The 25,967-nt window shown below is 60.1% G+C and carries 23 protein-coding genes and 3 riboswitches; of the genes, 12 read left to right on the top strand and 11 right to left on the bottom strand.

Annotated elements, in window-relative coordinates; genetic code table 11:
- Nucleotides 1–1,971, bottom strand: coding sequence for a hypothetical protein (locus ACP3RB_RS07375; protein WP_426698921.1), 1,971 nt, complete (start codon nt 1,969–1,971; stop codon nt 1–3).
- Between the two features lie 347 nt (nt 1,972–2,318).
- Between ACP3RB_RS07375 and ACP3RB_RS07380 the strand changes: the two genes are divergently transcribed.
- Together ACP3RB_RS07380 and ACP3RB_RS07385 are read left to right on the top strand one after the other, a co-directional pair.
- The gene (locus ACP3RB_RS07380) at nt 2,319–3,785 is read left to right on the top strand and encodes an NCS2 family permease (RefSeq protein WP_426698922.1); all 1,467 of its coding nucleotides are present in this window, start codon (nt 2,319–2,321) and stop codon (nt 3,783–3,785) included.
- Nucleotides 3,786–4,086: 301 nt separating this feature from the next.
- Complete coding sequence (locus ACP3RB_RS07385; protein ID WP_426698923.1) at nt 4,087–5,535, top strand: NCS2 family permease; 1,449 nt, start codon at nt 4,087–4,089, stop codon at nt 5,533–5,535.
- A 156-nt stretch (nt 5,536–5,691) separates the two neighbouring features.
- On the opposite strand, the gene ACP3RB_RS07390 is transcribed toward ACP3RB_RS07385, so the two are convergent.
- The gene (locus tag ACP3RB_RS07390; protein ID WP_426698924.1) at nt 5,692–6,135 is read right to left on the bottom strand and encodes a YchJ family protein; all 444 of its coding nucleotides are present in this window, start codon (nt 6,133–6,135) and stop codon (nt 5,692–5,694) included.
- Between the two features lie 198 nt (nt 6,136–6,333).
- On the bottom strand, nt 6,334–7,761 hold the full coding sequence (locus ACP3RB_RS07395; RefSeq protein ID WP_426698925.1) for an LLM class flavin-dependent oxidoreductase: 1,428 nt from the start codon (nt 7,759–7,761) through the stop codon (nt 6,334–6,336).
- Nucleotides 7,762–7,874: 113 nt separating this feature from the next.
- Nucleotides 7,875–7,983, bottom strand: a riboswitch (SAM riboswitch).
- 176 nt (nt 7,984–8,159) lie between these two features.
- A riboswitch (SAM riboswitch) is annotated at nt 8,160–8,257 on the top strand.
- Nucleotides 8,258–8,261: 4 nt separating this feature from the next.
- Between ACP3RB_RS07395 and ACP3RB_RS07400 the strand changes: the two genes are divergently transcribed.
- From ACP3RB_RS07400 to ACP3RB_RS07415, 4 genes are all read left to right on the top strand, one after another.
- Entirely contained in the window at nt 8,262–9,098 is an 837-nt protein-coding gene (locus ACP3RB_RS07400; protein ID WP_314682130.1) for an ABC transporter ATP-binding protein, read from the top strand.
- A 64-nt stretch (nt 9,099–9,162) separates the two neighbouring features.
- Nucleotides 9,163–10,227: an aliphatic sulfonate ABC transporter substrate-binding protein gene (locus ACP3RB_RS07405; protein ID WP_304191154.1), complete on the top strand. Its 1,065-nt coding sequence runs from the start codon at nt 9,163–9,165 to the stop codon at nt 10,225–10,227.
- Nucleotides 10,227–11,069 (top strand): ABC transporter permease, encoded by an 843-nt coding sequence (locus ACP3RB_RS07410; RefSeq protein WP_314682137.1) that lies wholly within the window; start codon nt 10,227–10,229, stop codon nt 11,067–11,069. Before ACP3RB_RS07405 ends, ACP3RB_RS07410 begins: the two co-directional genes overlap by 1 nt.
- A gap of 276 nt (nt 11,070–11,345) precedes the next feature.
- A riboswitch (SAM riboswitch) is annotated at nt 11,346–11,480 on the top strand.
- Between the two features lie 4 nt (nt 11,481–11,484).
- The gene (locus ACP3RB_RS07415; protein WP_426698926.1) at nt 11,485–13,608 is read left to right on the top strand and encodes an AMP-binding protein; all 2,124 of its coding nucleotides are present in this window, start codon (nt 11,485–11,487) and stop codon (nt 13,606–13,608) included.
- Between the two features lie 134 nt (nt 13,609–13,742).
- Here ACP3RB_RS07415 and ACP3RB_RS07420 read toward each other — a convergent pair whose 3' ends face one another.
- The gene (locus ACP3RB_RS07420) at nt 13,743–14,831 is read right to left on the bottom strand and encodes a C4-dicarboxylate ABC transporter substrate-binding protein (RefSeq protein ID WP_426698927.1); all 1,089 of its coding nucleotides are present in this window, start codon (nt 14,829–14,831) and stop codon (nt 13,743–13,745) included.
- 234 nt (nt 14,832–15,065) lie between these two features.
- Between ACP3RB_RS07420 and ACP3RB_RS07425 the strand changes: the two genes are divergently transcribed.
- Nucleotides 15,066–15,917 (top strand): transcriptional initiation protein Tat, encoded by an 852-nt coding sequence (locus ACP3RB_RS07425; RefSeq protein ID WP_426698928.1) that lies wholly within the window; start codon nt 15,066–15,068, stop codon nt 15,915–15,917.
- A gap of 121 nt (nt 15,918–16,038) precedes the next feature.
- Here ACP3RB_RS07425 and ACP3RB_RS07430 read toward each other — a convergent pair whose 3' ends face one another.
- Both ACP3RB_RS07430 and ACP3RB_RS07435 read right to left on the bottom strand, forming a co-directional pair.
- On the bottom strand, nt 16,039–17,163 hold the full coding sequence (locus ACP3RB_RS07430) for a zinc-dependent metalloprotease family protein (protein WP_426698929.1): 1,125 nt from the start codon (nt 17,161–17,163) through the stop codon (nt 16,039–16,041).
- Between the two features lie 350 nt (nt 17,164–17,513).
- The gene (locus tag ACP3RB_RS07435; protein ID WP_426698930.1) at nt 17,514–19,112 is read right to left on the bottom strand and encodes a DHA2 family efflux MFS transporter permease subunit; all 1,599 of its coding nucleotides are present in this window, start codon (nt 19,110–19,112) and stop codon (nt 17,514–17,516) included.
- A 264-nt stretch (nt 19,113–19,376) separates the two neighbouring features.
- Between ACP3RB_RS07435 and ACP3RB_RS07440 the strand changes: the two genes are divergently transcribed.
- Nucleotides 19,377–19,694, top strand: a complete 318-nt coding sequence (locus ACP3RB_RS07440) for an acylphosphatase (RefSeq protein ID WP_424827121.1) — start codon at nt 19,377–19,379, stop codon at nt 19,692–19,694.
- A 50-nt stretch (nt 19,695–19,744) separates the two neighbouring features.
- Here the strand turns inward: ACP3RB_RS07440 and ACP3RB_RS07445 are convergent, their stop codons facing one another.
- Complete coding sequence (locus ACP3RB_RS07445; RefSeq protein WP_311452406.1) at nt 19,745–20,377, bottom strand: GNAT family N-acetyltransferase; 633 nt, start codon at nt 20,375–20,377, stop codon at nt 19,745–19,747.
- A 265-nt stretch (nt 20,378–20,642) separates the two neighbouring features.
- On the opposite strand from ACP3RB_RS07445, the gene ACP3RB_RS07450 reads away from it, so the two are divergent.
- From ACP3RB_RS07450 to ACP3RB_RS07460, 3 genes are all read left to right on the top strand, one after another.
- Nucleotides 20,643–21,224 (top strand): peroxiredoxin, encoded by a 582-nt coding sequence (locus ACP3RB_RS07450; RefSeq protein ID WP_049354428.1) that lies wholly within the window; start codon nt 20,643–20,645, stop codon nt 21,222–21,224.
- Between the two features lie 3 nt (nt 21,225–21,227).
- A complete protein-coding gene (locus ACP3RB_RS07455) occupies nt 21,228–21,758 on the top strand; it encodes a carboxymuconolactone decarboxylase family protein (RefSeq protein WP_426698931.1) in 531 nt (176 codons plus the stop codon).
- Nucleotides 21,759–22,032: 274 nt separating this feature from the next.
- The gene (locus tag ACP3RB_RS07460; RefSeq protein WP_426699573.1) at nt 22,033–22,356 is read left to right on the top strand and encodes a GNAT family N-acetyltransferase; all 324 of its coding nucleotides are present in this window, start codon (nt 22,033–22,035) and stop codon (nt 22,354–22,356) included.
- A 113-nt stretch (nt 22,357–22,469) separates the two neighbouring features.
- Here the strand turns inward: ACP3RB_RS07460 and ACP3RB_RS07465 are convergent, their stop codons facing one another.
- Together ACP3RB_RS07465 and ACP3RB_RS07470 are read right to left on the bottom strand one after the other, a co-directional pair.
- A complete protein-coding gene (locus ACP3RB_RS07465) occupies nt 22,470–23,114 on the bottom strand; it encodes an L-alanine-DL-glutamate epimerase (protein ID WP_426698932.1) in 645 nt (214 codons plus the stop codon).
- A gap of 96 nt (nt 23,115–23,210) precedes the next feature.
- Entirely contained in the window at nt 23,211–23,414 is a 204-nt protein-coding gene (locus ACP3RB_RS07470) for a hypothetical protein (protein WP_426698933.1), read from the bottom strand.
- 242 nt (nt 23,415–23,656) lie between these two features.
- Here ACP3RB_RS07470 and ACP3RB_RS07475 point away from each other — a divergent pair, with 242 nt between their 5' ends.
- Complete coding sequence (locus ACP3RB_RS07475; protein WP_426698934.1) at nt 23,657–24,448, top strand: trimeric intracellular cation channel family protein; 792 nt, start codon at nt 23,657–23,659, stop codon at nt 24,446–24,448.
- A gap of 100 nt (nt 24,449–24,548) precedes the next feature.
- Here ACP3RB_RS07475 and ACP3RB_RS07480 read toward each other — a convergent pair whose 3' ends face one another.
- Nucleotides 24,549–25,298, bottom strand: coding sequence for an amino acid ABC transporter ATP-binding protein (locus ACP3RB_RS07480; protein ID WP_426698935.1), 750 nt, complete (start codon nt 25,296–25,298; stop codon nt 24,549–24,551).
- Nucleotides 25,291–25,965, bottom strand: a complete 675-nt coding sequence (locus ACP3RB_RS07485) for an amino acid ABC transporter permease (RefSeq protein ID WP_426698936.1) — start codon at nt 25,963–25,965, stop codon at nt 25,291–25,293. The genes ACP3RB_RS07480 and ACP3RB_RS07485 overlap by 8 nt, the downstream gene beginning before the upstream one ends.
- Nucleotides 25,966–25,967 lie beyond the last annotated feature (2 nt).

Raw genomic sequence — 25,967 nt, forward strand, 5'->3', positions numbered from 1 at the left:
CTATACGTGACGACGGTGAACCGTCGCGGTGAAGATACGGCTAAAACTCAGTCTCAGCACCAGTGCCAGAATAGTGCCGTACAACAGCGGTGCCGCCAACGCTGAAAAAGCGTACTCTGCTCCCTGCACCAGAAGAAGTACCAACGCCGCAGCAGAGCAAAGGCACACAATGCAGGTTTCTTTCAGAAGGTAGCCGCTAAAAATTGTTCTGAGAGGCAGACCAGCAGTGCGCAAAACAAAATCATTACGGGCACGAGCCGCAAGGGTAATGTACGTATTAATTGCTGTACCAATAACGAGTGCCGCACAGAGAATTGCTAGGCCCACAAGATGCGCAACATACCGGTTACGTTCCAGCTGCGCGATGTAAAGGTGTTCTTCTCCCGCGCGGTCCACAGAAAGTAGAGTCTGCCCAATTTCCTCAGCGTTGTAGGCAGCCCGTACAGACGCAGGCTGAGAGACCATGATGTTACCGGTAGTCAAGGCCGCAGAAATAAAGGAAGGTTGTAGATTCTGAGTCGCCGATTCGGTCACCACAAGAACAGGCTTTTTATAGTTCAGAAGCCGTGAATCCTGAGAGCTCAAAGCAGGCACCTTTACCCCCGACGAGTTGGTTTTATCCTCCACAGTGAGCAGAGTAAATCCGCGATCCTCCCGGTCCTTCTGATGGAAAGAATACTCTGCACGCAAAGACTGAGATCCAGGGAAGCTGCTATCCTCAACCTTCTTGAACGACAAGCCAAGACGCTGCTGAAGAAGGTCCACATAGGCACGGTTCACCATAAGAGCGCCATCGTATCCGCTACCCTCCAAACCCTTAACGTTTTCCAACGCATAGGACAGGAGGACACCGTTCCGCGATTCAAGAGAACCTAAAGCACGCACTGTGGCCTGGTCGTAGGAGGCGAGCGCTTGTTCATCCCGTATCGTCGCTTCAGGCACGTTCACCCGTAAGGTGTACTGGTCAGAAAGAAGAGACCAACCAGCCGCCGAATCGCTCCTACCCAAACTCACTTGAGCGCTTGAGACCAGACCCGGAATAGTACACGCCACTAAAACCACCACAGCATACTTAGCGATTGCACTCGGAACTGTAAAACGTCGATACGCCGGTTCCCTACGTCCAACGGCACTAATGCTTGGCCATGTCATGAGGTTGATCAGCAGTAGAGCAACCAGCATGAGAACGGTAAACACGGCAAAAATCAGCGCCGTAACCCCCATCAGTTGAGGAAGATGCGCCACGCCGTACACGTACCCCTCTACGCATCCCATGCACAATGCTGTTACCGCTGCAGGAGGTAGCGCCAGGAGCAGGAGATCTTGTGCATCCCTCAGCTGCAGACGCTGCGGGGAGTATCCGTTCAGAAGCAGAATATTCTGAGTTCGCGAACGGACCGACAACCACCCCATGATTGCGGTACAGAAGAGCACAGCCAGGCAGATAAGGCTCGTCAGAGAACCCGAAGAAGTAACAGCCCCGTAGACAACACGCACCGGGTTAACGGAGGTAACTTTAACATCCATGCCTTGTTCACGGGCAAGGTTTTCAAAAGCACGCACAAATTCTTGGCTACCCGCTAACGCATATTGGCCGTCAAGCGAGGAATCCCCCAGTGCTCGTGCCGGATATTTTTTCCCGTGCTTATCCGGGTCGAACCAATCGATAGTTTCACCGTCAGAGCTCAGTGAATTCGCCCCAAACACGTAGACGGATTTTCCGTGCCAGAAATCTTCGGGGTCGGCGACCACCTTGAGTAGCTGGGCACCATCGGCAGCGTAGCGATCCACCAGAGCATCAAAGTTCTGAATCAGCTCAGACTTAGACTGTTGCGAAGCACGGAGAGAAAGCTGTGCCTGCACATTGGTACCCAGAGGGGTCTGCGTCTCCAGGACAGAGATGAGGGCGCTACCCAGCAGAAAGGTCAGAACCGTACACAATACTGCGCACACTCTCAGAGCATTTTTCATCGTTGAATCCCCGTCTGTAGCGGGTGGGTCTAAACTTCACCACCGCAGGCCTGGTGCTAGAAGACTACCACCTTCACAACCTAAATGGTATAGATTTTCGAATTATTTAGATTCAAAACATATATTTTTTTGCTAGTCAGCGGATTTTATAGTTTCTACAGTGCCTTTTCAGGCTTTCTGAACGAAAGCTGGGAGTTTCCTGGATTAACGCTTAGAGAAACTTTAACCGTAGAATATTTCGGTAACAACAGTGTCACCTCCCCAACACACCGGGAAGTGGCACTTTTTTATGCGGGCTCGGAACCCCGGTGCCCGCCCCGACTATGAGTATCTACGGATTTTCACGAATGTCTTCTGAGAACACCGCGGCTCCCCAGACCCCCAAGGCAGAAGCCAAGGGCGCACTGGACCGTTACTTCAAAATCACTGAGCGAGGCTCCACCATCGCCGCCGAATTCCGCGGCGGCCTCGCCACCTTCTTCGCGATGAGCTACATCGTCGTGCTGAACCCCCTCATCATCGGCCTCGGCAAGGACGCATCCGGCAACGACCTCGGCGTACCGCAGGTCGCAGCAATGACCGCACTGGTCGCAGGCGTCATGACCATCCTCATGGGTGTTGTCGCCAAGCAGCCCTTCGCCATGGCGGCAGGCCTCGGCGTGAACGCGCTACTGGCAACCACCATCGCCTCCACCCCCGGCCTGACCTGGCCCGCCATCATGGGTCTCGTCGTCTGGGCTGGTGTGCTGATGACCATCCTCGTGCTGACCGGTTTCCGCACCGCAGTGTTCAACGCGGTCCCCGAATCGCTCAAGGTCGCAATCGTCGTCGGTATCGGCTTCTTCATCGCCTTCATCGGCCTCGTCAACGCAGGTATCATCCGCCGTATGCCCGACGCAGCCGGCACCACCGTGCCCGTCTCCTTCGGCGTGAGCGGCCACCTGCTCGGCTGGCCCACCCTCGTCTTCCTCTTCGGCCTGTTCCTCACCATTGCGCTGTTCATCCGCAACGTGAAGGGCGCCATCCTCTACGGCGTGCTCGCCTCCACCGCCCTCTCCATCATCCTGGAGAAGATCGTGCCCTCCGGCAGCTCGCTTCAGTCCCCGACCGGCTGGTCCCTGAACGTCCCCGTCTGGGACTCCAACACCAGCAAGCTGCCCGACTTCTCCCTGTTCGGCTCCGCTGACCTGTTCGGTGCCTTCGGCACCCTCGGCGGCATGGCTGCAGTTCTGCTGATCTTCACCATCCTCATCTCCGCGTTCTTCGACGCAATGGGCACCTCCGTCGGTCTCGCAACCGAAGCAGGCACCATCAAGGACGGCCAGATCGAGAACGTCGACAAGGTCCTGCTCGTGGACGCCCTCGGCTCCGTAGTCGGCGGTGGCACTTCCTCCTCCTCCAGCCAGATTTTCGTGGAGTCCGCAACCGGTATCGGCGCGGGTGCACGCACCGGCTTCGCGAACGTCGTCACCGGCGCACTGTTCCTCGTCGCAATCTTCCTGTCCCCGCTGGTCACCATCGTGCCCTTCGAAGCTGTTGCACCCGCAATGGTGTTCGTTGGCTTCCTGATGATCCGCCAGGCAGTGAACATCGACTGGAACGATTGGGGTCTGGGTATCCCCGCGTTCATGACCATCATCTTCATGCCCCTGTCCTACTCCATCGCGGACGGTATCGGCGCAGGCTTCCTGTCCTACGTCTTCATCCGCCTGGTGCAGGGCCGCGGCAAGGACGTGCACTGGCTCATGTACGTGGTTTCCGCAGTGTTCCTCATCTTCTTCGCTAACGGCCTGATTACCGGCTGGATGCACTAAATACATCGGGTGCCGAACCCTCCACACGTGGAGGTGCAGGCACCAGCTGGGCGGGGTATCGGCACCTTTGGTGTACCGGTACCCCGCCCTGCGCTATTCTTTCCCCCTACTGCCGACCTAACTATAGGAGCGGGGAAACACCACGTCACCGACTGAACCGCCGCACACAACGCGTTTGAACGGCACAAGCTACGCGGCGGCGCCTACAATGGTTGAACCATTGTGGCGCCCCACCCGCGAAATTTACCCGCGAAACCGGCGGTACACCAGTACACACCGAACAACATCAACGGATCCTCACATGTCTGAACCCCAGAAGGCGGCAGCACCCACCAGTGCGCTCGACCGCTACTTCAAGATTTCCGAACGCGGCTCCTCCATCGCCGCAGAATTCCGCGGCGGCCTCGCCGCATTCTTCGCCATGAGCTACATCGTGGTGCTGAACCCCCTCATCATCGGTACCGGTGCTGACGCGTCCGAACGCACCCTCGGTATCGCACCCGTCGCGGCTGTGACCGCGCTGGTTGCAGGCGTGATGACCATCCTCATGGGTGTTATCGCCAAGCAGCCCTTCGCGATGGCGGCTGGCCTGGGCGTGAATGCGCTGCTCGCCTCCACCATTGCCACCACCCCGAACCTGACCTGGGCAGACATCATGGGCCTGGTCGTTCTTGCCGGTCTGATCATGACCGTTCTGGTGCTCACCGGCTTCCGTACCGCGGTGTTTGAGGCGGTTCCCGAGTCGCTCAAGACCGCGATTGTGGTCGGTATCGGCTTCTTCATTTCCTTTATCGGTCTGGTCGACTCCGGCATTATCCGCCGTATGCCTGACGCTGCCGGCTCCACCGTGCCAGTGACCCTCGGCGCGGGCGGTCACCTGCTCGGCTGGCCCACTCTCGTCTTCCTCTTCGGCCTGTTCTTCACCATCGCCCTGTTTATCCGTAACGTGAAGGGCGCGATTCTGTGGGGCGTGCTCGCCTCCACCGCGCTGTCCCTGATTCTGGAGGCGGTTGTCCCCTCCGGTTCCGTGACGAAGGCGGCAACCGGCTGGTCCCTGAACGTGCCCTCCTTGGATGACATGAAGTTCACCACCCCGAACTTCTCCCTCATCGGTTCGGCTGACCTGTTCGGCGCGTTCACCCACATTGGCCCGCTGGCTGCCTCGCTGCTGGTGTTCACCATTCTGCTGTCCGTCTTCTTTGACGCGATGGGCGTTTCGGTCGGTCTTGCCGCCGAGGCTGGCACCATGAAGGACGGCAAGGTTGAGGACATCGACAAGGTCCTGCTCGTGGACGCTTTTGGTTCCGTTGTTGGTGGTGGCGCGTCCGGTTCGGCGAACCAGATTTTCGTGGAGTCCGCTACCGGTATTGGTGCGGGTGCACGCACCGGTTTTGCGAACATTGTGACCGGTGTGCTGTTCCTGCTGGCGATTTTCATCTCGCCGCTGGTCACCATCGTGCCCTTCGAGGCGGTTGCTCCGGCGCTGGTCGTGGTCGGCTTCCTGATGATTCGCCAGGCTGTGAACATTGACTGGACTGACTGGGGTCTGGGTATTCCGGCGTTCTTGACCATTATTTTCATGCCGCTGTCGTACTCGATTGCGAACGGTATTGGTGCCGGTTTCGTGGCTTACACCTTTATTCGTCTGGTGCAGGGCCGCGGTAAGGATGTGCACTGGCTGATGTACCTGGTCTCCGCGGTGTTCGTGATCTACTTCGGTATGGGCATCATTAACGGCTGGACCCACTAGACCCGCTGGCCCACGATCACGATAGTTTGCCTCGTTGAGATGCTTCGTTGAGATGTCTCATCGAGAGGCAAGAACGAAGAATGGCAGAATCGTTCTGGTTTCGGAATGATTCTGCCATTTCTTTTATGCCCGCACTATGCATGCGTATAAGGGGCGTTAGCGGACGTCACCATCCACGTAGAACCAGGCGCCGCCCACCTTCTCAAAGCGCGACAGCTCATGCATGCTGCCCTTCACCCGCTCCTCCGCAGGAACACCCGGCACCGAACGGTAATACGCAACGAACTCCACCGTACCGGACGCATCAAACGGGCCACCCGAAGCGCCCAGAATATCCAGGCGATACCAGCGGATATCATCCTCCAACTCCAGGGTGCCCGGACGAGTACTCGGATGCCAGCTCGCCAGCAGGTACGCCGCATCCCCGGTCGCAAACGCGGTAAAACGCGAGCGCATCAGCTGCTCCGGGGCGGAAGCAGTCAGCATGCCGGAGGCGGCAAACTCGCCCAGGAACCTGCCGCAGCAGGCACCGTACACCTCGCCGCTCGAGCAGGGGCAGCGGTCATCATGGTTCAGTTCAACCTGGTTCAGTTCAGTCATGCCAACCAGTATAAAGAACGCGCCGCATCAAGAAAGCCCGCATCAAAAAGCACTACATCAAAAACCACAGCATCAAGAAAGCACAGCGCAAAGAAACGCCCGCTCCGCCGGGAATACACATCCTCCAGCAGAACGGGCGTTCTTGTTTTCAATCGTTAAGTTTGAGCGAACCTACACGGTACGCATCAGCGGCAACGCTTATTCAGCAATTGCGCGAGCCGGGGTGTCAGCCGCCGAAGGCTTACCCACGTATGCGCCGCGGTACTTAGCAGCCGGGTGGCTGTCAGCAACCTTGGTGTGGCCCTTACCGAAGATATTCTCACGCAGGGTGTTGCCCTCGTACTCGGTGCGGTAGCGGCCGCGCTTCTGCAGCTCGGGAACAACGTACTCGATGAAGTCCTCGAAGGAACCCGGGGAGACGTGGTACGCCAGGTTGATGCCGTCCAGGCCACCCTCGTCGATCCAACGCTCCAGCTCGTCAGCAACCTGAACCGGGTCACCAACAATGACATCGCCCATGCCGCCGAGGGTGGTGTGCTCAGCGATGGCCTTGCGGGTCCACTTCTTGTCCTTCGCCTGCAGGGTGAAGGGGGTCAGGAAGGACTGAATCGACTCGGTCTGCACGTAGTTCAGGACCTCGTCCTCGTCGAACTGGGACAGGTCAACACCGGACCAGCCGCCGATGATAGCCTGTGCAGAGTCGAGGTTGATGTACTTCTTGTACTCCTCGTACTTTGCCTTTGCCTTCTCCTCGGTCTCATCCACGATGACCGAGAGCATTGCGAGGATCTTCACGTCGTCGCGGCTACGGCCCTGCTCCTCGGCAGCGGCACGAATACGGTCGGTCACGACGCGGGTCAGGTCCGGGCGCAGGGCGCTAATGAACACAGCCTCAGCGTGCTTACCGGAGAACTTCTGGCCGCGGCTGGATGCGCCAGCCTGGAAGATCACGGGGGTGCGCTGCGGGCTCGGCTCGGTCAGGGAGATACCGGGCACGGAGAAGTACTTGCCCTTGTGGCCAATCGGGTGGACCTTGGAGGGGTCAGCGTAGATGCCGCGCTCGCGGTCCTTGATGACTGCGCCGTCTTCCCAGGAGCCTTCCCACAGCTTGTAGCAGACGTCCAGGAACTCGTCAGCGATGTCGTAGCGCTCGTCGTGCGGGATCTGGGTGGGCAGGCCCTGGTTCTCAGCAGCCGAAGGCAGGTAAGAAGTCACAACGTTGAAGCCGACGCGGCCATCGGTCAGGTGGTCGAGGGAGGCGTAGCGGCGAGCCAGGGTGTAGGGCTGCTCGAAAGTAGCGGCAGCAGTCACGCCGAAGCCGAGGTGCTCGGTCACTGCAGCCATCGCAGAAATCTGGGTTGCGGGGTCATTCACGGGAACCTGAGCGGCACCCTCAATGGCGGGAGCGGCAGAGTTCTTGTACACGTCGTAGATGCCGACCACGTCAGCGATGAACACGGCGTCAAACAGGCCGCGCTCAAGGGTCTTAGCCAGGTCAGTCCAGTACTTGATGGTGTTGTACTCGGTTGCGCGGGAGCGCGGGTGACGCCAGAGGTCGAAGCTCTGGTGACCGATGCAGGTCATCTCGAATGCGTTAACTACGATGCGCTTCTTCTGCTCAGCCATCGATTTTCCTTTCGCGAATGATCGGGGACGATCGGGTTTGTACCCTGCACCCCGCGCGCCGCCTCCTGACACCTTCTGCGTTCGGTGGTGACCTTCGTGCAGGTGGCGCGTTCGCGCCGTACTTGCCTCATTCCGTTGAGGCCAGATCATCATCTGGGGCACCCCGCTACGGGAGAGGGTTGCCGCCCGGCTAGCCAGAGCTTAGCGCCGGGACTCATGATCTCGTGGTTTGAGTGTACGGGGCGCGCGGGAGGGAGGTCACGTTTGTGACGAAAAAATCTTTTTGTGACGGGGGGACCGAAATATTTCGTGACAAATGCGAAATAAAGAGTCATAGAAATTCATACGCGCCCGTTAGGTTGATTGAGGCGTGGCACAGCCCATAGGGTTGAAGGAGCAAACCATCCAGAGCGACTGAGAGACCTGGCTCCACGACGTCGCAGCAACCGGCGCGGATTCTTCCGCCTCCCGGTGCTAACGCCAGGAACGATGGAAGTGACATGACACTCAACAGTGCAGTAACTGACGTACCCACCAGTGAAAACACCGGCCGACACGCCGTATCCACCGCCGCAGTCCCCTTGAGCTTTGAAGACGTCGGACAATCTTTCCCCGTGCCCGGCGGAACCCACGAAGTTCTTCGCGGAGTCTCCTTCACCGCAGCCCCCGGCGAGATTATCTCCGTCATCGGCTCCTCCGGATGCGGCAAATCCACCCTCCTGCGTGCAGCAGCAGGTCTGAACCGCATCACCGCAGGTACCGTGCGTATTGGCGAGAAGGCAGTGACCGGCCTCGACCCCCGCGTCGCTATCGGTTTTCAGGAACCGCGCCTGCTCCCCTGGCGCACCGTCGCCGACAACGTGGCGCTTGGACTGCCGCAGGGCACCAAAAAATCTGAAGGCGCAGCATCCGTAGCGCGCCTGCTCGACCTGGTCGGCCTGGGCGAATACGCAACCCACCGTCCCAAGGAAATTTCAGGCGGTATGGCTCAGCGCGTGTCCCTGGCGCGAGCACTCGCACGCAACCCCGGCGTGTTGCTGCTCGACGAGCCCTTCGGTGCTCTGGACGCGCTGACCCGCATCAACATGCAGGATTTGCTGTTGGCTGTGCACCGTCAAGATCCGACCACGATTCTGCTGGTCACCCACGATGTGGAAGAGGCGCTGTACCTCTCTGATCGGGTTATCGTCCTCGGTAAGGACACCCCGGAGGCGCCCGCCACCATCCAGCGCATTGTGACCGTTGACCGCTCTCACCCGCGTGACCGCGCCGATGCAGAGATCACGGCGCTGCGTAGCGAACTGTTGGCTGAGCTCGGCGTGGAAGATAACGCCTAAAGCCGCCACGCAACACATTTCTCACACATCACATCATCATCTTCAGAAGCGAAAAGATTTCATCATGACTTACTCCCCGTCTCGCCGTACCGCCCTCAAGTCCCTTGCCGCAGCCGCCGCTTTTGCTACTCTGCTCAGCGCCTGCGCCGGTGAAGGTTCCGGTTCCGCTAACGCCTCCGGTGCTGCCGGTGGTGGCGACCAGAACACCGTGACCATTGACTACGCGACCTATAACCCGCTGTCCCTGATTATCCGCAAGAAGGGTTGGCTTGAGACCGCCCTCGCTGCCGAGGGTAAGAAGGTTGAGTGGGTCAAGTCGGCTGGCTCGAACAAGGCGAATGAGGCGCTGCGTAGCGGCAATATTGATGTCGGCTCGACCGCCGGTTCGGCGGCGCTGCTGGCACGCGCTAATGGCTCCCCCATCAAGGTCATTAGCCTGTACTCGCAGCCGGAGTGGTCGGCTCTGGTGACCCGCAAGGATTCGGGCATCACCAAGGTTGCGGACCTGAAGGGTAAGACCGTTGCTGTGACCAAGGGTACCGACCCGTACTTCCTGCTCCTGCAGGCACTCAAGCAGGAGGGTATTTCTGCGTCGGAGCTGACCATTCAGAACCTGCAGCACGCCGACGGCCGCACCGCCCTGGATAACGGTCAGGTCAACGCGTGGAGCGGTCTGGACCCGATCATGGCTGCCGCCGAGGTGGAAAGCGGTGACGTGCTCTTCTACCGCAACCTGAACTTCAACACCTACGGCTTCCTGAACGCGACCGAGAAGTTCATTCAGTCCAACCCGACCGCCGCACAGACCGTCGTGGACGTGTACGAGTACGCTCGCGCCTGGGCTAAGAAGAACCCCGAAGAGGCTGTGAAGATCGTCGAGGAGGAGTCCGGCATTAAGCACGAGACCGCCCAGGTCGTCATGGAGCGCACCCACCTGGATATTGATCCGGTTCCGGGCGCTAAGCAGGTTGAGGTTCTGAAGGGCGTCGGCCCGATTCTGGTGGAGTCCGGTGACGTTCCCTCCCAGTCTGACGTGGACAAGGCACTGAACAGCATTGTGGACGACCAGTTCGCGAAGAAGGCTAACAGCGCAGCCGTCGAGAAGATCGCAAAGGTGGTTGAGAAGTAATGACCGCCCCAACGGTTACCGCCGCCTCCGGCGCTCGCGCTGAGCGTGCCGAGAAGCGTGCCTCTTCCGTGAAGCTGCCGTCGAACCCGTTCGCCGGTAAGCAGTACCTGGGTCTGATTCTTCCTCTGGCGCTGATTGCCCTCTGGTACATCCTGAGCACCAACGGCGTGTTCACCCAGGTTCAGCTGCCCTCCCCCGACCGTGTGGTCAGCGCCGGTGTTGAGCTGGCGCAGCGCGGCGAACTGGGCCGACACGTGGCGATTTCTACCCAGCGTGTGCTGATTGGTTTCAGTATTGGTGCCGTGCTCGGCCTGGTGCTGGGTGCGCTGATTGGCTTGTCTGCGCCGGTGCGTCTGATTGCCGCGCCGACCATTGGTGCACTGCGCGCGGTGCCGTCCCTGGCGTGGGTTCCGCTGCTTCTGCTGTGGATCGGTATTGGTGAGAATTCCAAGGTGACCCTGGTTGCTATTGGTGCGTTCTTCCCGGTGTACACCACGGTTTCTGCGGCTCTGGCGCACGTTGACCCCAAGCTCGTGGAGGCGGCACGCGCCTTCGGTCTGAAGGGTCTGCGCCTGTTCACCACGGTTCAGCTTCCTGCGGTTCTGCCGTCGGTGGTTTCAGGTCTGCGTCTGGCGCTGGCTCAGGCGTGGCTGTTCCTGGTCGCCGCTGAGCTGCTGGGTGCGTCCATGGGTCTGGGTTACCTGCTGACCGACTCGCAGAATAACGGCCGCACCGACCGCCTGCTGCTGGCTATTGTGGCGCTGGCGGTGCTCGGTAAGATTACCGACGCGCTGGTGGGCGTGTTCGAGCGCTGGGTGAAAGCGAAGTACCCCAGCAACTAGACACAACGCTCAGCACGCGCTGAGTTTTAGGAGAGATGTCCGCCGCGTGGTTGCTCCCGGAAGGTGAGCTAATCATCGCTACGCGTCGGAGAAAGAAGTCGGCGGGGAAACCTGTCGCCTACTGAATGATGATGATGAATCCCGCCCCGCGCCCCACAGCAGTGAGCGCGGGGCGGGGTCTTTAAATATGTCGGAATATTACGAACCGATACGCAGCATGCCGAATATGACGGTCCCCTTTGCGTCCGAGCCCGGAGCGCGCTTTACTAAGAAGGCAAACCATCCAGAGCGACCGAGAGACCTGGCTCAATGACGTCGCAGCAACCCCCTCGCCAACGCACACACAGACCCCCCGGTCACACAGACAGCGGCACGGCGAGCAAGGGTGCTAATGCCAGCAACCGATGGGAGAATAATGGGACTGCCCACCCCCTACTCGTTCACCGACCCGCTGAACCCCACCCCGAACCCCGCCCACGAATCTGACGAGGCACGCGTCGCATTCTGGGAGAAGCAGGCGCAGCGCCTCACCTGGGCTGAGCCCTGGCACACCGCGCACCGCTTCGAGAAGCCGAAGTCCCTCGGCTTCGATGAGGACGGCATCGAACAGTTCAGCATCCCCGAAATTAAGTGGTTCGAGGGCGGTAAGCTCAACGTCGCCTACAACTGCGTAGACCGCCACGTGGAGGCGGGCCGCGGCGACAAGGTCGCTCTCTACTTTGAGGGTGAACCCGGCGACCGTGAGGCCATCACCTACGCCGAGCTACAGCGCCGCATCGCGAAGGCAGCGAACGGTCTGCTGTCCCTGGGCGTGCGCAAGGGTGACCGCGTGGTCATCTACCTGCCCGTCATCCCCGAAACCATTATTTTCACCCTCGCCTGCGCGCGTATTGGCGCGATTCACTCCCTCGTCTTCGGTGGTTTCTCCGCCGAGGCGCTGAAGTTCCGTGTGGAAGACACCGGCGCGAAGGTCCTCATCACCACCGACGGCCAGAACCGCCGCGGCAAGGTCGTTCCCGTGAAGGTAAACGCTGATGAGGCATGCTCGGGTGAGAACAACATTGAGCATGTGATCGTGGTGGACCGCACCAGCGCATCCGACCCGGTTGCGCACGCCGCTGTGCCGTGGACTGAGGGCCGCGACATCTGGTACCACGACCTGGTCGACGATCAGCCGGACACCCACTCCTACGAACTGCACGACGCCGAGGATCCGCTGTTCATTATTTACACCTCCGGCACGACCGGTAAGCCCAAGGGCCTGGTGCACACCATGGCAGGTTACCTGGTGCAGACCGCGTACACTCACGCGCTGCTGTACGATCTGCTGCCGGATTACGTGGACGAGAACGGCGTGCTGCGCCCCGACGAGCTGTCCGCGGTCAACGACCCGCAGAAGGTTGAGTCCACCGTTCACTGGTGCACCGCCGACCTCGCCTGGGTGACCGCGCACACCTACGAAATTTACGGTCCGCTGGTTAACGGTGTCTCCGAGGTGATTTACGAGGGTACCCCGAACACCCCGCACTACGGCCGCCACTTCGAGGTCATCGAACGCTACGGCGTGACCAACTACTACACCGCCCCGACCCTGATCCGCTCGCTCATGGGTGCATTCCCGAACGGCCCGGAGCCCGGCAAGTACGACTTCTCGACCGTGCGTCTGCTCGGTTCGGTGGGTGAATCCATTAACCCGGAGGCGTGGCGTTGGCTGCGTCAGCACGTGGGCGGCGGCACCGCTGCGTTCATCGACACCTGGTGGCAGTCGGAGACCGGTTCGACCGTGTGCTCCCCGCGCCCGCACGACCCGGCGTTCGCGCCCGAGGGCACCTACCCGGAGGGCACCCCGCACTGCACTCCCCTGCCCGGTTGCGCTACCCGCGCCGTTCCCGGCGTGTCCACCCGCGTGGTCGATGAGCACGGCAACCCGGTCGAACCCGGCAAGCAGGGCTTCATCGTGGTCGATAAGATTGGCCCATCCATGGCTCGTACCGTGTGGCAGAACCCGCAGCGATACCTGGATTCCTACTGGCGTCACTACGGCGAGCGCGGTTGGTTCCTGGCCGGTGACGGCGCGAAGGAAGACGAAGAGGGTAATGTGTACATCCTCGGCCGTATTGATGACGTGATCAACATTTCGGGTCACCGCCTGTCCACGATTGAGATTGAGTCGGCTCTGGTGACTCACCCGGCTGTGGTTGAGGCTGGCGTCTGCCCCGTGGAGGATGAGCTGACCGGTCACCAGGCGGTCGCCTACGTGACGCTCACCGATGAGGGTAAGGTCCTGACTGAGGATGAGTTGAAGGCAGCGCTGACCGCGCACGTGCGTGAGCACATTGGCCCGATTGCTAAGCCGAAGGATGTTGTGGCGGTTGCCGATATCCCGAAGACTCGTTCGGGTAAGATTACTCGCCGTCTGCTCGGTGAGCTGTACCAGGGCCGTTCTTTGGGCGATGTTTCTTCGCTGCAGAATGAGGAGGCGCTGGGCCACATCGCGCAGGTGCTGGTGGATACCGGCCGCGTGGTCGAGGCTGTCTAGGCTCCGTAGCTGGCCTGAAAGTTGCATAGAGTAAAGGTGCGGATACCGAATGATGATTCGGTATCCGCACCTTTTGTTATGCCGTTTTATTGAGCTGACAAGGCTCTTTGTTGGCGTTGCGCCGCCTAGTCAGCCTACTTAATCAGGCCCAGCGAACGAGCGTGTTCGGCGGTAATGCCGCTCGGTTCAATGTGCTCGGGGCCCTTGTCCTTCTCGGGGTGCTCGGTCGCCTGGAAGCGGATCATCTTCACATCGTTTGCCGCGCCCAGGTTCGTGATCATGCCGTCACCGTTGAGGTCCACGGACACCGGCTCGGTGTCGATCTTGCCGTTGCCGTTGAAGTCAATCGGCTGGTTGGCGGGCTTGCCCTTGTACAGGAAGCCAGCCGCGCGGGGACCGAAGCCGCGCGCCTCGTACAGCTTCGCCTCGTTGAGCATGCGGTATTCGGCGGTGGAGTAGCCGAAGTAGCGGCTACCGTCAGCCATGGGCACGCCGGTGAGGGTGTACTGGTAGTTCATGACGCTGTAGTAGTTGGGCTTGTAGTTGATCTCGTCCCAGCCGCCGTGGCTCAGGGCGAGGTTGTGGCCGAGCTCGTGCACGAACACTGCCACGCGGATGTCGCTGCTTGCCTTGCCCCAGAAGTGCGGGCCGACGGTGACCATAAAGTTACGACCGCCGAAGTTAGCGATACCGGAGGAGTAGCTGTTGTCGTAGTAGTCGCCCCAGATCATGTAGTGGAAGGTGCCTTCGCGGGCGGGGTTGAACTTACCTTCGGTCGCCTTGATGCGGTGGAGCGCCTTGAATTCGCTGTCGAGTTCCTGGTAGCTGATTTCGTTGCCGCCGCCGAGGTTGTACTTGGCGCTGCGGGCGTCACCGGCGTCCAGGTGGATGTTCACGCCGTGGGTACCGTCGGGGTTGCGCAGGGGCAGGTCAGCGTAAATCTTGGTGATGCGGTCCAGTTCATCTTCGCTGGGCAGCAGGCCTGCCATGTAGTCCATCTCTACGAAGATGTCCTTGTGCTTGGGGTCTGCGCCCATTGCGGGGAAGTCGACGTCGATTTTGCCGTCGCCGTCGGCGTCGTAGCCCTTCATTTCCCAGGTGTTGGGGATGCCGTCGCCGTCGATGTCGGGGCTGTAGGCGTTTGCTGCGGGGGCTGCAATAGTGCCCAGGCAGAGCACTGCGAGGGAGGCAAGCGTGACGCGTGCGTTCTTCATAAATGCCATGTTGCGTTCCTTAAGTGTGTGGTGACCGATGGTGTTTCTGTGGAGTTTTCCGAGGAGGACGTTCTCCTCGGTTTCCATGATGCTCCCGTTTCACTCGCTAGGTGAGCTGGGTGCCGTAATGTTCATACCTTGAGGTAAAAGTTGAGATAATTTTGAAGATGAGCTGAATTACATTAGAGTATCAGTAATTCATATCACATGCATCACCGCATTCTTCACAACAAGAGAGATCCCATGACTTCTTCCTCGAACACCACTAACGGTCTGAACCGCCGCGCCCTCATCAAGGGTGCTGTGTGGAGCACCCCCGTCATCGCAACCGCAGCGGCAGTACCCGCCTACGCGGCATCCACCGATGCGCAGGAAACCCCGACCCTGAGGTTCGGTGTCTTCACCCAGGCGTTCAACTCGAACCCCTCCAACGACTTTGATACCCGCTACGGTCTGGACTCCTACACCGTGCAGGTACCCAACATCACCGCAACCTCCACCACCCCGCTGAGCGCCGGCGGCGGCACTTTCACCCCCGGTGGTAGCGTCGGTGCAGGCCTGTACGGTGGTGCGGGTCTGTGGATTTCCGCGCCCATTAACTCCAAGGGCGAGTTCCAGGGCAGCACCTGGCTGTACCCTCTGGCGCACCTGCAGGTGACCTTCGAGTTCACCTTCCCCACCGCCGAGGACGTCACCGCCCCGCTGCTGTGGGACGTCGATAACGACGTTGAGATCCCGGCACTCGCTAAGAGCGAGGGCGGCGCGAAGACCAACAACCCCGCCGTGGCTGCGTTCAACGGCATCGCATACACCGCGAAGTTCTACGAGCCGACCATCGAGGACAACGTCTGGACCGGCGTACTGGACATCCGCACCTCTGACTACCTGGAAGCCACCGCGAAGGACGGCGTGAGCTACGCACAGGTGCTGGCTTCGCTGGTTCCGGTGTACTTCACCGAGGTGACCTCCAGCTACACCCTGACCACCACCGCTCAGATCACCAGCGGTAACGTCGCAATGCAACTGACCGAGGGTGGCGAGTACACCTTCCAGGACCTGGCTGGTACGCGCGCTTCGGCGACCATCACCCGCTAAGGTACTGAGCCGCTAAAGGCACAAACATAAACATTGAGGGGCCCGGCATCCGCTATGGATGCCGGGCCCCTCGCCGTGTTTAAGGCTTAGCCTACCGGTCACCGCAGGTAGCCGCTAGAGGCTAGTCCTTCGCCGGAACCATGCCCTTGGAACGAGCCAGGTCAGCAGTCATTTCATTGTGATCAATCTCAGCCGAGAGGTGCTTCTCGGAACGGTACACGCCACCCTGCGCCTCGGTTCCCTCAGCCTGCAGCTTCAGGGTCTCCATATCGTTCGGGGCGGTCAGTTCGGTCAGCTGACCATCACCGTTCAGGTCAACCGACACCGGCTCGTCATCAATCTTGCCGTTGCCGTTGAAGTCGATACCCTCCCAGGCGGGCTTACGGAAGTACAGCCAGCCGTAGGCGTTGCGACCAAAGCCGGCACGCTCGTCCAGCTTGTTCTCGTCCAGGGTCTTGTAGGCGCGGGTCGAGTAGCTGAACTTCAGCTCACCGCTGGCGCGGCGCACACCGTAAATCTGATACATGTAGTTCATGACGCTCAGGTAGTTCGGCTTGTCGTTCACGTCATCGGTGCCACCGTGGCCCAGGCCGAGGTTGTGGCCCAGCTCGTGGATGAAGGTGCCCACGCGCACGTCAGAGGTTGCAGACTTGCCCCAGAAGCGCGGGCCGACGGTCACGACGAAGCCGCGGCCGCCCACGTAGCCCAGGCCGGAGGAACCGTACTCGTCGTAGGCGTCACCCCAAATCATGTAGTGGAAGACGCTTTCACGGTTGGGGTCCATGTTCTTGGAGCGGATTTCGGCCCACTTGGTCATGGTGTTGTCGAGCTGTTCGTGCGCCACCTCGTTGCCGCCGCCGAGGTTGTACTTGGCGCTGCGGGCGCTACCGGCATCCAGGTGAATGTTAATGCCGGTGGTGCCGTTGGGGTTGCGCACGGGAAGCTGCGCGAAGGACTCGGTGATGCGGTCGAGCTCATCCTCGCTGGCGAGCAGGCCCGGCATGTAGTCCATCTCGACGAAGATGTCCTTCTTCAGCGGGTTAGCGCCCATGCCGGGGTAGTCCACGTCTACCTTGCCGTCGCCGTCAGCGTCGTAGCCCTTCATTTCCCAGGTGTTGGGGATGCCGTCGCCGTCAATATCGGGGTTGTATGCGTTGGCGGCAGGTGCGGCTACAGTACCGAGCACCAGCAGAGCCGCCGAAGCGAGCGCGGTACGCACTACGCGAGTTGAGGTTAGAAAGGACATGGGAGCTCTCTTCGTGTCTTGACCGCGCGTTAGGTTGCTCCATCTGACGTTGCGTGCAGTGCATCTCTGCTGAGTAGAAGTATCAAACGGTTGCCAAGCCACGCGGTGCGGTGGTCATGCGTGTCGCTGTCTCCGGTGTGCAGCCGGTGTGCCGCAAGTGAGCACGGCATTTAAATGACAGCGGGTCACTGCCGAACCCTCCGGTGGAGGCAAAGGAACCGTTCATGGTTCCCTTCTGTTCGACTGTGACCTGCTTCATCATACACAGGGTGCATATAGCTTGTCCCGGTATTTGCACCATATCTCAGGTTTAAGCACCGATATGACGCCCACCCGACCCGGTCTGCCGTCTAGTTGCTGGTCTCTACCTCAGCCTTCTGTGCGGCGGCCTTCGCCGCGGGGGCCTTCGTCTCCGAGGTCTTCTCCGAGGTCTTCGTGGAGGCGTAGAACAGGCACACGACCGCACCCACAGCCGAAGCGACCAGGGGCAGCATCATGGAATCCGCCATTGCCGCTGCGTAGGGTTCACGCAGAATTTGCGGAAGCATGCCGCCTCCAGCACCACCGTGAGAGCTACCGCCCGCTGCCGCCGCCGGACCCAACGCGGACAGGTGCGAGGTAATTGCAGAAGCCATAATCGTGGTGATCGCAGCCGAACCGAGTACCGATGCCATCTGGCGGGTCTCGTTGTACACGCCCGAACCGGCACCGGCACGCTCAGGCGGCAGGTTACGGGTCGCAGACACCGACAGCGGACCCCAAATGCAGGCGTTCGCCGCACCCAAAATAATCATCGGGCCAACCATCAGCCACAGGTTGCCGTCAGCAACCATCGTCGGGCGGAGCAGAGCAAAACCAATAACCATCAACGTAAAGCCAATCACCGCAATCCACTTGGGGTCATAGCGGTTCAGACGCGCACCCACCACCGGCGCCAACGCACCCGAGGACAGAGCCAGCGGCGCAGTCATCAGCGCCGCCTCGGTCGGGTTCAGGCCCTCCACCTGCTGCAGGTACAGGGTCAGCGGGAACGCCATGCTGATAGCGACCACACCCATAGCGGCGATAGCCACATTCGACACGGAGAAGTTACGGTCACTGAACAGGCTCAACGGAACCAGCGGCTCGCGGCGATTCACCGCCTGCCAACCAATGAACAGCGCCAGCACCATAATGCCGGCAATAATCAGACCCCACACGCTCACCGCAATACCGGTACCCATGAACGAATCAGTGATGGTGCCCCAATCGTAGGTGGCACCTTCCTGGATGCCGAAAACCAGCAGGAACAGACCAATCGCCGAAAGCACCACACCCAACCAGTCGAAGCTGTGCTTCTTCTGCTCGAACACTGGCACATTACGCCACGCCAGGAACAAACCAATCAGGCCGACCGGAATGTTGATGAAGAAAATCCAGCCCCAGCTGAGGGCATCCACCAGCACGCCACCCAGAATCGGTCCGACCAGCGCGGCAATACCAGCGGTCGCACCCCAAATGCTCATGGCGACACCGCGCGCATTCGGCGGGAACATCAGCGTAATCAGAGACATGGTCTGCGGGGTCATCAGCGATGCGCCCAGGCCCTGCACCACGCGAGCAGCGATGAGCGACTCAACATCCGCCGCCAGACCACACCACAGGGAAGCAAGCGTAAAAATACCCATACCGATCATGTACAGGTTCTTCTGACCGAAGCGGTCACCCATACGACCGGTAATGAGCAGCGGCACAGCGTACGCCAGCAGGTAGGCGCTCGTCACCCACATGCCCTCCGAGAGGGACGCCTCCAAATCCCGCAGCATGTGCGGCAGGGCGATGGTGACAATATTGCCGTCCACCAGGATCATGAAGAAGCCAACAACCAGGGACCAGAGAGCAGGCCAGGGCTTGTAGGGTGTCTTCGCCGGGTTACCGACAAGAGGCGCTTTTTTAGGGCGTGAACTCAATGATCCTCCATAGGATGGGTTGTATGCGGGTAGATGTCTGCGTGGTCAGCATTGCCGCTTAGTGAATGCCCCTAATGTTACTCCTTTTCAGAGCGTGGCTTCGGTTGCTCTACCCATATTCAACTCTCCACGGCACGTGCGCGCGGCAACCAAGCAACAGGCACCCCGCACCCTCTAGACTGAAGCTATAGAAACTGTCAGAGCGCCACCACCGGCACTCACCCCCACCAGACCACCCTCAACGAGATGACCCCGGGAGGACCCATGGGTTTCTTTGATTTCTTCACCGACCGCACCCCGGCAGAACCCGCCGAAATCCGCCTCGTCGCTCTCGTAAGCGGCAAAGTGCAGGGTGTCGGTTTCCGCTGGTGGTGCGCCGGAACCGCCAAGCCCATGGGCCTGACCGGCTACGCCGAAAACCTCGACGACGGGCGCGTAAAAGTCGTTGCAGAAGGTACCGCCGCCTCCTGCGCTCGCCTGGTGGATGTGCTACGCGGTGACGACACCGCCGGGCGCGTGGATGAGGTGCTCGTCGAATGGGAGGAGCCGAGCGGCTCGTTCCGCGGCTTCGGCATCAGGTAGTTGCTGCGGGTTCCCGCTCAACCCCGTGCACGTTACATCCAGAGCGCAGTTTAGTTAGCCCAGAGCGCCGCGAATTGCGCGCGGGTCATATCGGCACGGCGCACCCGATGCTGCACCGGGTGACCGTTCTCGTCGGGGCGGCCGGAGTTCGGGTCAATATCGTCATAGATGCCGGTGAAACCCGCTTTAACCGCCACTCGTTCGGATGCCTCGTTACCCGCCAGGGCGGTCCAGCGGACGGTCTCAAGACCCAGCCCGAGCGGGTCGAAAGCGTAGCCGAGGACGGCTTGCAACGCCTCGGTCATGTAACCCTTTCCGCGCGCCTTCGGGGCGGCGTAATAGCCCAGTTCGGCGCGAGTTCCAGGGCTTTCCGGGGTGCCGTCAGTCAGGCGCAATTCAATGGTCCCAGCAAACACGCCGGAGGCGTCAATCGCCCAGCGTTGAATCTGCCCGGCCGCAATCTGGCGGGCAGTGGTGAGCAGGTAGTCCTCGGCGTCGGCGCGCGTGTAGTTCAAGGGAATGCGGGTGAATCGGAGGATTTCTTCGTCGCGGCAGGATTCGACGATGTCGGGGATATCCGCCTCGCGCAGGTGGCGTAGGGTGAGGCGTTCGGTAATGAGTTCGGGCTGGTTAGGCTCTGCATATTCGCTGTGTTCTATGAAGCCACTGTGTTCGGGGGTCATGATTCGAGCTTAACCCCTGGGGTTTGTAGGTGAGGATTTGCGCATGGAGATTTACACGGGGAAATTGGCACGTTGAATAGCTTTTTGAACACCCCGGAATATTCGGTGATGCAAATCATAGTTAAACCTTCAGGTTTTAATTCAACACCGCTTGATTATTATGAATTATTCATAATAGAATGGTTACCAAGCCCGCCCAGTGGGCACAACTAGAACAAGCGCCGCGCAACGAATCCGCGCGGCACAAAGCAGAAAGAAGAACACCATGGCAGTTCTGACCATCGGCGACCAGTTCCCCGCATACGAGCTCACCGGCGTTGTCCCCGGTAAGCTGGCTGACATCGAAGCAACCAAGCCCGAAGACTACTTCACCACCGTCTCCTCCGAGGGTCTGGACGAAGACACCTGGCGCGTCGTCTTCTTCTGGCCGAAGGACTTCACCTTCGTCTGCCCCACCGAGATTGCAGCATTCGGCAAGCTCGCTGACGAGTTCGAGGCACGCGACTGCCAGGTTATCGGTGTTTCCGTTGACAACGAGTACACCCACTACGCATGGCGCCGCTCCCACGAAGAGCTCGTGGACCTGCCCATCGTCATGGCATCCGACCTCAAGCGTGAGCTGACCAGCGCACTGGGCATCCTGAACAAGGACGGCGTTGCAGACCGCGCAACCTTCATCATCGACCCCCACAACACCATCCAGTCGGTCTCCATTACCGCTGACTCCGTCGGCCGTAACACCGACGAGGTGCTCCGCCAGCTGGACGCACTGCAGTCCGACGAGCTGTGCGCATGCAACTGGAAGAAGGGTGCAGCAACCATCGACGCATTCAAGGAGATGAAGTAATCCATGAGCATCGATAACCTGCGTTCGGCTCTGCCTTCCTACGCGAAGGACATGAACCTCAACCTGTCCTCTCTGCCCCGCATCACCTCCCTGACCGAGCAGCAGCTCTGGGGCGCAATCCTCGCAACCGCAGCAGCAACCAAGGTTGACTCTGTTGTTGTTGAGATTGCTGCAGAGGCTAAGGAGCACCTGAGCGACACCGCTTACGAGGCTGCTCTGGGTGCTGCATCCATCATGGGCATGAACAACATCTTCTACCGCACCCGCGGCTTCCTGAACGGTGCATACGATGACCAGCGCGCAAACCTGCGCATGCAGATCATCGGCAAGAACGGTGGCATTGAGAAGCTGGACTTCGAGATGTACGCACTGGCAGTGTCCGCAGTCAACGGCTGCTCCCACTGCGTTGAGGCTCACGAGCACACCCTGCGTGAAGAGGGCGCAACCAAGGAGCAGGTCAACGACCTGATCCGCATTGCTGCAACCCTCGGTGGCGTAGCACAGGGTATTCAGCTGGCTGAGGCACTGGGCTAAACCCACTCAGCATTAGAGCACACACAGAAGCGGCGCATTCACCCCATCACGGGTCGGATGCGCCGCTTCCTTTATGCACAGATTATGCCCTGCAGTAGCTAAAAACGCGTTGGACGGCTTTCCTAGCTCCCTCGATTTGGCGCTATACAATGCCTGTATGCGGTACTGTATTTTGGACTCCACCAGCCCTCTTCCCAGCGTAGAAGAACTTACTGAGCTTTACGATTCTGTGGGCTGGAGTGCCTATACCAAAACACCCGAACGTCTCATCCCGATGCTGGAAGGCTCACGGTATCTCTACACAGCACGAGAGGTGACACCACAAGGAACGGGACGGCTCATCGGGCTAGTCCGCGCCGTCGGGGACGGACAATCTATCGCCTACATTCAGGACCTTCTGGTACATCCGCACGCCCAGCGTCAGGGCGTTGGCTCTGCGCTTCTAAAGCGTGTCATTGATGACTTTGACCGAGAAGACATTCGACAGCGACTCATTACTACCGACGTCGCTAGTGAACAGGCCGTTGCGCTCTACAAATGCTACGGTTACGCCCCCGTAGAGGCCGCAGGATGCATCACCCTTGCATGCTATCGATGAGGCAATATCTCATACGGCTCGACTCGTTCAAGTATGCGTTAGAGTTTGAAACAAAGCGGCGCATCCACCCCATCACGGGTCGGATGCGCCGCTTTGTTTTAGCTGCTTTTGTTTCAGCTGGTCGATGAGTCCGCTCGCAGGGCGGCGTCCCAGCCGTTCGCCAGGCGCGTCGCCGCGGCCACCAGAGCCGCCAAATCCTCGGCGTACACCGGGGTCGAGCGCACGCCCGCGCACCAGTCAATCGTGCCCAAACCCAGCCAGGGCTTACCGGGGAAGAACTCGCGCCGCAGCGCCACGCGGCGCTTACCCAGGACGCGACGACCCGGCACGTACCCACCGCGGCTGACGAACAGCGTCTCGCGGCCCTCGGACTCCACCAGCGCCTCCAGGGCCCTCAGCGCAGGAACCCAGCTTGGCTCCCCCACGCTCACCAGGTCAGCCAGTTCGGGATACTCGCTCTCGTGCTCCGCCACGCTCACGCCCAGGATATACTGGTAGCGCACCTGCCCGAGCTCCTGCGGTAGGCCGCGGTCAGCGGTCTGAATCGTACCGCACAGGTGCCGAACGACCGGCTCACCTTCGGCGTTCACGCCGGCCAGGGGCTCGCCGTCCCGGTAGATTGCGGGGCCGCCCAGGTAGAGCCCCGCCGCGCCGGTACCCGTGATGTTGGGGCGCACCGACCAGCCGGGAAGCGCCTCCTCCAGGCGGGGCACCACGCCCCGCAGGATTTCGAAAACTTCGTCACGCGATACCGTCACGGCGGCTCCTTTCACCTTACATTCCTTCTTGCACCATACACATGCGGCCCGGACCGAGTCCGGGCCACACGCCTCTAATATTCGTCTAGACCCAGCTTAGCGAGCGCTCCGCTTACGGGAGGGTAGCCACACCATGAGCGCCGACAGCGCCGCACCGGCAAACATCATGATCGCCATAGATTCCACCGCGTTCACAGGGCTCAACGCCAGCAACAGCGATGAAATAATACCGCTACCGTACTGGAAGGACCCAGCGCAAAAACAATCATGACAGAGCATTGGGGGTGGAGATTCACTCATTCTACGCCCATCTTTTAGCGCGCCCACAAGCTTCTCCGTTGCGTCTCAGAGCTCGTCATGAGCACCTTTCAACTAGGAGCAGAGGTGGCGGCGGGTCTACAATAAATCGGTGCCATTTCAGGTACGCGCACAGGCAGACAGAGCCGGATGCGGTGATAACGTCGTCACCCGACCCGCCCACCGTGCGCGCCTTCCCTATCGGCACCCACCCAGACATGCATCACGTACGCAGGAGAACGCCCATGCACGAGTTCTTTGACCCGGATCAGGTATTCCGCATCGTCGACATTGCCGCCGTTGTCGCTAACGGCCTGCTCGGCGGTGCCGTGGCGCGCGCCTTCCGGTTCGACATCGTGGGCTTCCTGCTACTCGCGGTCGCCTGCGGCATGGGCGGCGGCATGATCCGTGACATCCTGCTCAACTCGGGGCTGCCGGTGGCACTCACCGACGGCGGCTACTGGGTGGGCGCTATCGGCTCGTCAATTCTGGCGTACAGCCTCGATTTGAGTGCCCGCTGGGCGACCCGAACCATGCTGGTTATCGACTTTATTGGTATGGGATGTTGGGCTGCTACCGGCACCATTAAATCCATGAACTTGGGCCTGCACTGGCTGCCCGCTATCGCGCTGGGTGTGACCACCGCGGTCGGCGGCGGTGTTATCCGTGACATTATGGTCAACCGCATTCCGGCGATTTTTGGCGGCAACTCCCTGTACGCAACGGTCGCGTTTGTGGGTGCTTCTGAGACTGCCCTGGTAACCGGTTTGTTCCACCGCCCCAACCTGGCGATGGCGCTGTCGATTCTCCTGTGCCTGGTGTTTGGTCTGCTCTCCCACGCAAAGAATTGGCAGCTGCCGACCACTCCGGCTGAGCTTCGTGTGCCTCGCCCGCGCCTCTTCAATTTTGGTAAGCAGGAGGACCGCACCGTCGCTAATGAGGGTTGGGCACCCGGTGCTCCGCTCACTGAGCAGTTTGAGGTGATTACTACTGAGCAGCTGGAGGAGTACCGCCGCTCTAAGGGGCTTTCAGAGTAAAAACCAATATATGTTGAATATAGAATATGGGCTGGTTTCCGCTTGTCAGATGATTATCTGACCGGCAGAAACCAGCCCATATTTACTATGTGCAGTATACCTAAATCGTGTACTCGGTGCTGTCGTACACGGTCAAGAACTTACGGATACGCTCATCATTCGAGGCGAAGAAGCCGGTCGGCTCACCGTTATAACGCAGGGTACCGTTCTCCAGGAACACAATACGGTCCGCAACCTTCTTTGCAAACGCCATATTGTGCGTCACGATGACCAGGGAGCGACCCTCCTTCGCCAGCTGCATGAGCACGCGAATCACCTCCGCCTCCAGCTCAGGATCCAGCGCACTCGTCGGCTCATCAAAAAGCAGGTAGGCCGGTTCCAGCGCCAGGGCGCGGGCAATCGCCACACGCTGCTGCTGGCCACCAGAGAGAGCGTCCGGGTAGGAATCCACCTTGTCGGCAAGACCCACCTTCGCCAGCAGCTCGCGGGCACGCTCCTGCGCCTGCTGAGCGTTCAGGGTGCCGTTGAGAGTCGGGGCGAGCGCCACGTTCTTCAACGCCGTGTAGTTCGGGAACAGGTTGAACTGCTGGAACACCATCGCCGAGCGGGAGCGAATATCACGCACCTGCGCGTCGGTGAGCTTCTGGCTGTAATCCACCTGCGCGTCGTCAATGGTGAGCGTGCCGGACTGCGGGGTTTCCAGCAGGTTCAGGCAGCGCAACAGAGTGGACTTACCGCTACCGGAGGGGCCCAGAATCACCGTGGTCTCACCGTCAGGGATGTCCAGGCTAATGTTCTTGAGCACCTGCGTCTCACCGAAGCTCTTCGACAGGGAATCAACGCTAAGCATTGTTGCTCCTCACGTAACGGTTGCTGTACTTCTCCAGCGCCGACTGCGCGGCGGTCAGCAGAGTGAAAATCACCAGGTAAATGATGGCGACCTCGGAGTACATTGCCAGCGGCTCAAAGGTACGCGACGCAATCTGCTTACCGGTCTGGAACAGGTCAACCATCGAAATGACCGACACCAGCGAGGTGCCCTTAATCAGGTCAATAAAGTTGTTGCCCAGGTTCGGCAGAGCAATACGCACCGCCTGCGGAATGACCACGTGGCGCAGGGTCTGCATGCGGGTGAAATTCAGGGTTGCCGCCGCCTCAAACTGGCCACGCGGAATAGCCGCCACCGCGGAACGGAACGTTTCCGCCACGTACGCGCCCGTGTGCAGGCTCATCGTGATGATCGCGGCACTCCACACGTCCAGGGCGATACCGACCTTCGGCAGGCCGTAGAAGACGATGAACAGCTGAACCAGCAGCGGGGTGCCACGGAAAACCCAAATGTACACCCACGCCAGCCAGTTCACCGGCGCGAAGCGGCTCGTGCGCGCGCCAGCAGAGACAATGCCCACCAGCAGTGCCACCGCGAAAGAAATCAGCGACAGCGGAATAGTCACTGTCAGGGTCGAGCCCAGCAGCTGAGGTAGGGACTCAGCCCAAAGATTCAGGTAGCGTTCCATGA

It is taken from the genome of Rothia mucilaginosa, from assembly GCF_049990865.1.
Classification (GTDB): Bacteria; Actinomycetota; Actinomycetes; order Actinomycetales; family Micrococcaceae; genus Rothia; species Rothia mucilaginosa_I.

Coding starts and splice junctions, on each gene's coding strand:
- ACP3RB_RS07375 (WP_426698921.1), bottom strand. CDS start 1,971: ATGAAAAATGCTCTGAGAGTGTGCGCAGTATTGTGTACGGTTCTGACC.
- ACP3RB_RS07380 (WP_426698922.1), top strand. CDS start 2,319: ATGTCTTCTGAGAACACCGCGGCTCCCCAGACCCCCAAGGCAGAAGCC.
- ACP3RB_RS07385 (WP_426698923.1), top strand. CDS start 4,087: ATGTCTGAACCCCAGAAGGCGGCAGCACCCACCAGTGCGCTCGACCGC.
- ACP3RB_RS07390 (WP_426698924.1), bottom strand. CDS start 6,135: ATGACTGAACTGAACCAGGTTGAACTGAACCATGATGACCGCTGCCCC.
- ACP3RB_RS07395 (WP_426698925.1), bottom strand. CDS start 7,761: ATGGCTGAGCAGAAGAAGCGCATCGTAGTTAACGCATTCGAGATGACC.
- ACP3RB_RS07400 (WP_314682130.1), top strand. CDS start 8,262: ATGACACTCAACAGTGCAGTAACTGACGTACCCACCAGTGAAAACACC.
- ACP3RB_RS07405 (WP_304191154.1), top strand. CDS start 9,163: ATGACTTACTCCCCGTCTCGCCGTACCGCCCTCAAGTCCCTTGCCGCA.
- ACP3RB_RS07410 (WP_314682137.1), top strand. CDS start 10,227: ATGACCGCCCCAACGGTTACCGCCGCCTCCGGCGCTCGCGCTGAGCGT.
- ACP3RB_RS07415 (WP_426698926.1), top strand. CDS start 11,485: ATGGGACTGCCCACCCCCTACTCGTTCACCGACCCGCTGAACCCCACC.
- ACP3RB_RS07420 (WP_426698927.1), bottom strand. CDS start 14,831: ATGGCATTTATGAAGAACGCACGCGTCACGCTTGCCTCCCTCGCAGTG.
- ACP3RB_RS07425 (WP_426698928.1), top strand. CDS start 15,066: ATGACTTCTTCCTCGAACACCACTAACGGTCTGAACCGCCGCGCCCTC.
- ACP3RB_RS07430 (WP_426698929.1), bottom strand. CDS start 17,163: ATGTCCTTTCTAACCTCAACTCGCGTAGTGCGTACCGCGCTCGCTTCG.
- ACP3RB_RS07440 (WP_424827121.1), top strand. CDS start 19,377: ATGGGTTTCTTTGATTTCTTCACCGACCGCACCCCGGCAGAACCCGCC.
- ACP3RB_RS07445 (WP_311452406.1), bottom strand. CDS start 20,377: ATGACCCCCGAACACAGTGGCTTCATAGAACACAGCGAATATGCAGAG.
- ACP3RB_RS07450 (WP_049354428.1), top strand. CDS start 20,643: ATGGCAGTTCTGACCATCGGCGACCAGTTCCCCGCATACGAGCTCACC.
- ACP3RB_RS07455 (WP_426698931.1), top strand. CDS start 21,228: ATGAGCATCGATAACCTGCGTTCGGCTCTGCCTTCCTACGCGAAGGAC.
- ACP3RB_RS07460 (WP_426699573.1), top strand. CDS start 22,033: ATGCTGGAAGGCTCACGGTATCTCTACACAGCACGAGAGGTGACACCA.
- ACP3RB_RS07470 (WP_426698933.1), bottom strand. CDS start 23,414: ATGAGTGAATCTCCACCCCCAATGCTCTGTCATGATTGTTTTTGCGCT.
- ACP3RB_RS07475 (WP_426698934.1), top strand. CDS start 23,657: ATGCACGAGTTCTTTGACCCGGATCAGGTATTCCGCATCGTCGACATT.
- ACP3RB_RS07480 (WP_426698935.1), bottom strand. CDS start 25,298: ATGCTTAGCGTTGATTCCCTGTCGAAGAGCTTCGGTGAGACGCAGGTG.
- ACP3RB_RS07485 (WP_426698936.1), bottom strand. CDS start 25,965: ATGGAACGCTACCTGAATCTTTGGGCTGAGTCCCTACCTCAGCTGCTG.